At 48.2% G+C, this 5074-nt stretch carries 4 protein-coding genes; 1 reads left to right on the top strand and 3 read right to left on the bottom strand.

The window, feature by feature from the left end:
• The 3 genes from GVY04_00045 to GVY04_00035 all read right to left on the bottom strand — a co-directional run.
• Nucleotides 1-410: sulfatase-like hydrolase/transferase (locus GVY04_00045; protein NBD14572.1), on the bottom strand; the 410-nt coding region annotated here is incomplete at its 3' end.
• A 69-nt stretch (nt 411-479) separates the two neighbouring features.
• The gene (locus GVY04_00040; protein ID NBD14571.1) at nt 480-2873 is read right to left on the bottom strand and encodes a sulfatase-like hydrolase/transferase; all 2394 of its coding nucleotides are present in this window, start codon (nt 2871-2873) and stop codon (nt 480-482) included.
• Nucleotides 2874-2989: 116 nt separating this feature from the next.
• A complete protein-coding gene (locus tag GVY04_00035; GenBank protein NBD14570.1) occupies nt 2990-4009 on the bottom strand; it encodes an SUMF1/EgtB/PvdO family nonheme iron enzyme in 1020 nt (339 codons plus the stop codon).
• An 875-nt stretch (nt 4010-4884) separates the two neighbouring features.
• On the opposite strand from GVY04_00035, the gene GVY04_00030 reads away from it, so the two are divergent.
• Nucleotides 4885-5074 (top strand): hypothetical protein (locus GVY04_00030; GenBank protein NBD14569.1); only part of this gene is annotated, 190 nt, incomplete at its 3' end.

Here is a 5074-nt window from a genome sequence, read left to right as displayed (position 1 = left end):
ACTTCCGTAATCTTGGCTTGGTTAGCGGAATGGTGGTTGCGCCCGGTCTTAATCGCCTGGCGGGTCGGAGAACACAATGCTGTGGAATGAAACTGGTTGTAAGACAGACCGTTCTCAGCTAAGCGATCAAAAGTGCGAGTGGGAATGGGTCCACCAAAATGGCTCGTCCCGCCAAAGCCTAAATCATCGATTAGAACCACCAGCACGTTGGGGGCATCTTCCGGAGCCTTGACTTGAAACAGCGGGGGCGGTGTTGCATCCCGCGCATCTAAGGTGGTGATGGGCTCTTGAGGCGGCGGTTGCAAGGGCAGCACAGAACGATCAATATCGCTGAGATCCACAAAGGTTTGCGCCTCTGCTGCCAACGGCAGATTGGTGATGAAGAAGACAACTGCAAGTAGCGTTGTCATGATCAGTTTTAGCGGTCTGGTAATCATTTTTTTCCTCTAGAAAGTTAGAAAAAATACAGGCGTGATTCGCTACTTCAAAGCGAAATTGACTTGATTAATTTGCCCGGTGAACTCAAACTTGCCTTGGTCTTGATAGTCAGGCGCGATCGCGGTAATGGAGTCGCGACCCACTTCAAAAGGTTCTAGACCGTGACGGAACAAAGAGCGGGTTAATTTGCCCTCTCCGGCTGGCTTATCGTTGACAAACAGCTTGAGGGTGCCGCCTCCTTGTTGAGACTCGTCGGGAGTAAACTCACTTTTGACCGTCACTTTGCCCTTGGGCAAGTCAACTGTGCCCGGAATCGTCACATCCCCAATATCAAAGACTGTATAGCGGAAGTTGGGTTTATTGTCTTTGACGTATAGCGACCAACCCGCCGAAAACGATCCGGCACAGGTAATCACGCCTTCGGCACCTTCTTGCGGAATCGTGACATCAGCAGCGATCGTATGCCCTCTGGGGAAGAGTTGCGGACCGACTGGCTCGGGTAGGCGCACGTCATTGCCGTAATAAGTCCAACGGGTCGGCGGTTCACCACTCCCTCGCAGTTTCGGATCGAAGCGCTCGGAAAGTCGGGGATCGAGGGGGAAGACATTATACTTCTCGGCTTCTTCGACGAACTTAGCTTGCAATTCCTGTAGTTTTTTCGGGTTCTCTTCCGCGAGATCATTCGCCTGACTAAAATCTTCTTCGAGGTTGTAAAGCTCCCAAGGGGCATTTAGAAAATCGCCCTCGCGAGTGGCGGTATTCCAAGGAACGCCGAAGTGGCTAGAAGCCATCCAGCCCTCGTCATAGATCCCCCGATTGACAAACATCTCGAAATATTGGGTGGTTCGTTTATCCTCAGCATTTTGATCATCAAACGAGTAAAGCATACTAACACCCTCAATGGGTTTCTGCTCAATCCCATTGACTTCGGTTGGTTCGGGGATTTTCGTGGCTTCGAGAATGGTCGGTGCGATGTCAATTACGTGATGAAACTGGTCGCGCATTTCCCCTTTAGACTGAATGCCATTTGGCCAATGTACTACCATCGGGTTGCGAGTCCCGCCGAAGTGACTGGCAACCTGCTTCGTCCACTGAAAAGGAGAATCCATTGCCCAAGCCCAACCGACGGGAACATGAGGCTCGCTGGTGGGTCCGCCGATTTCGTCAAGTCGATTGATGGTACTCTCTAATCCCAACTGAATACCCAGCAGACTTGCCACTTCACTAAAAGTCCCTTCCAAACCGCCTTCAGCACTAGCGCCATTATCGCCAACAATGTAGAAAATTAGGGTGTTGTCTAATTCTCCAGATTCTTCCAAAGCGTCAATGAGGCGACCGATGTGATAGTCGGTATGCGCCATGTATCCAGCATAGTTTTCCATCAGCCGCGTATAGACGGTTTTCGCCGCTTCAGGCACTTCTTCCCAGGCGGGAATTTCTTCTGGACGGGGGGTGAGTTTAGTCCCTTCGGGGATGATGCCCATCTCTAGCTGTTTGTTATAGATCGATTTGCGCTGTTCATCCCAACCCCCATCAAACTGTCCTTTAAACTTTTCCCGCCACTCTGGGGGAACGTGATGGGGAGCGTGTACGGCTCCCGTGCTGAAGTAAACAAACCACGGTTTATCTTTATCAGCCGCTCTGACGTTGCGCGTCCAAGCGATTGCTTCATCGGTCATATCCGCAGTAAAGTGATAGCCTTCTTCAGGCGTTTTCGGCGGACTGACGGGGACTGTATTCCGATAGAGGTTGGGATAGTATTGGTGCGCTTCTCCTTGGTTAAAGCCGTAGAAGTAGTCAAATCCCAAGCCAGTGGGCCAGCGGTTGAACGGTCCAGCCGGGCTAATGTCTGGCTCTGGGGTATTGTGCCACTTGCCAAACATAGCGGTGGCGTAACCGTTGTCATTTAAAGTTTCTGAGATGAGAGCGGTGCTTTTGGGAATGATGCCCGTATAGCCGGGATAGCCGGTCCCGGTTTCAATAATGACCCCAGTACCGACACTGTGATGATTGCGCCCAGTCAGGAGGGCAGCGCGGGTGGGACTGCATAGGGCGGTGGTATGAAAACGATTGTAAGAAATTCCGTTACTGGCGAGCTTGTCCAGATTGGGAGTGGGAACCGGTCCGCCAAAGGTCGAGGTCATGCCAAAGCCCACATCATCGAGCAGGATGATTAGCACATTCGGGTCTCCTTCCGGAGCCTCCACTGGCTCGGGATAGCTGGGAACAGAATCTTTATAGGTTTTGCCCACTTTGCCCTTAAATTCTGGGTCGGGTTTGGGCAGTTGGATCATTGTCTGAGCCGGTTCGCTAGAAACTTCGGCCGCGATCGCGCTGCTGCCAAAGGGGAAATTGTTCGTCAGCAGTAGAGTAATTGAGAGCGCGATCGCGACAAGCAACTTGCCGCATCGATAGAGAAAGGAATGTTTCATAATTGAAATCTCCGATTGATGAGAAAGGATTGAGTTTTGAGAAGCATTCAGCTACTAGAGTGAGTCATGATGAACTGGTCTTACCCTCAGTGCCTTGACTAAAGCGCCAGTTTGAGAGTTTAGAGTTGATTGAGGGGCGCGATCGCGCGAAAGCCAATATGAGTCGTCCCGGTGTCAGGAGCCTGGGATTCTCGGGCTGCCGGACGGTAGCGGCTGCAATAGTTCTTGGCACATAAATGAGAGCCGCCTTTAATGACGTGCATGGCTCCATCAGCCGGTTTTTTGGGGTCGAAACTTTCTTGTTCGGCAGGACCGCTAGGATTGAGGCGATGTGATTTCTCACGATGACTGACACCGTACCAGTCGCACGTCCACTCCCAAACATTACCTGTCATGTCGTATAACCCGTAACCATTGGCAGGAAAGGATTCAACCGGAGCTGTGCCAGTATAGTGATCTTCTTTAGTATTAAAAAACGGAAATATGCCCTGCCAAGTATTTGCCTTCTGGGCGGAGTATTCGTCACCCCAGGTAAATTTTTTGTTCTTCAATCCGCCTCGCGCTGCAAATTCCCATTGGGCTTCCGTGGGTAGGGTTTTACCCGCCCATTCGTTATACGCTTGGGCATCTTCATAGGCAATATGAACCACAGGATAATTGTCTTTACCTTCGATGTCGCTGTCGAGTCCGAACGGGTGTCGCCAGTTGGCGCCTGGGGTCCAGTGCCACCAGCTTAAATAAGGAACGCGGGTTTGATCCTCTGGGGGCGGCTCGAAAACCAAGGAACCCGGAGCTCGTTCTTCCTCGGAGAGGTTGGGAAACTGCTCTTTCGATAAAGAGCGTTCCGCAACGGTCTTGTATCCGGTCGCCGCCACAAACTCAGCAAATTCGGCGTTGGTCACTTCATGGCGATCAATACAAAAGGGGCTCACTTCAACGCCTTCGGCAAGTTCTTCTTCTTGGAATTCGGGACGGTCCGATCCAATCGTAAAGGTACCGCCAGGAATATAAACCATCCCTTCCGGACAAGTGGATCCTACAGGGGATGCTTCAACTGGAGCCACGATGCCGAAGCAACAGAAAATGATAAAAACGATAATGAAATTGCAGCAGAGCGTTAAGTTCCGGTGGTCACTCATAATTGAATTTTTTCCTTCTTTTTTCTTGCTGGTTATTGATCTGTTTGTAAGTTAGAGAAATTGTTCATCTATTTTCGGGGCTGGAAACCTCCTTACTAAAGCTCCAGGGCTCTGCGGATGGGATAGGGCTTTCAAGAACAATCGATAACTCAGCCGTGAGGAGTTGGGCGATGGCTTCGCTGGCTCTCGGAGGGAGCATCACACTCTCTAAGGGAATCAAGACCGACAGAAAAGTCAGATGCAGCCAGAGTCCTCTTACTGAAGTGACAGTAATGAGCCTTGCCTTTGTTTTTATCATTGCTCGAAAGTTAAATTTTTAGTTGATCAAGAGTAGAGCGCGATCGCGAATTTGCTGAGACAAAATTTTTCCAACAATAGAGAATAAATCGGCTTTCGAGAGATGAGTGATAAATGTCATACATTAAACAATATCTTCAGAAAAAATAGCGTATAATTTCAGCTCGCATTTAATCTACGACAAAGCTATAAGAATGAGATAAATAGATATAAGAAAGTTGTAAAATTTTTCGTTATCCTCTATTGTTAAGATTACTCGTGTCCAGAAACAGAGAAAAATTATGAAATAAGGATTTTTTTACAAAAAATAAAGTATTTATAAGATCTTGAAATATTTCCTGATGTCAAATTACCTAATTAACAATCGACTTGTATAAGTAACAATTTATTGATATTTTTACACAATTAAGTGTATAGTTAAGCGTTATTTACTCCTTGCAAATTGACCCAAAAATTAATGACATCAATCTCAGTTGTTTTAAGATTTGGTCAGAGACGCCAACTGAAATCTCGTAACTTGATATGAAAACCGTCAAGGTAACAAAAGGACGAGCGCTTATCTACTGGAGGATCTTGGCATGAAACTGATGTTAGTTGAAGATGACGACTCTACAATTGAACTCATTTCAACAACATTAATTGCAGAGCGGTATACGGTTGACATTACCAAGGACGAACCGACCAGTTTGAATTGGGTCACTCAGCAAGCTTACGACATGATTTTACTCAGTACGTTGATTCCCGAGCTTGATGTTATTTCTTTCTGCC

This window comes from Cyanobacteria bacterium GSL.Bin1 (assembly GCA_009909085.1).
Taxonomy (GTDB): Bacteria; Cyanobacteriota; Cyanobacteriia; order Cyanobacteriales; family Rubidibacteraceae; genus Halothece.
This window is presented reverse-complemented; position numbering and strand designations above follow the sequence as displayed.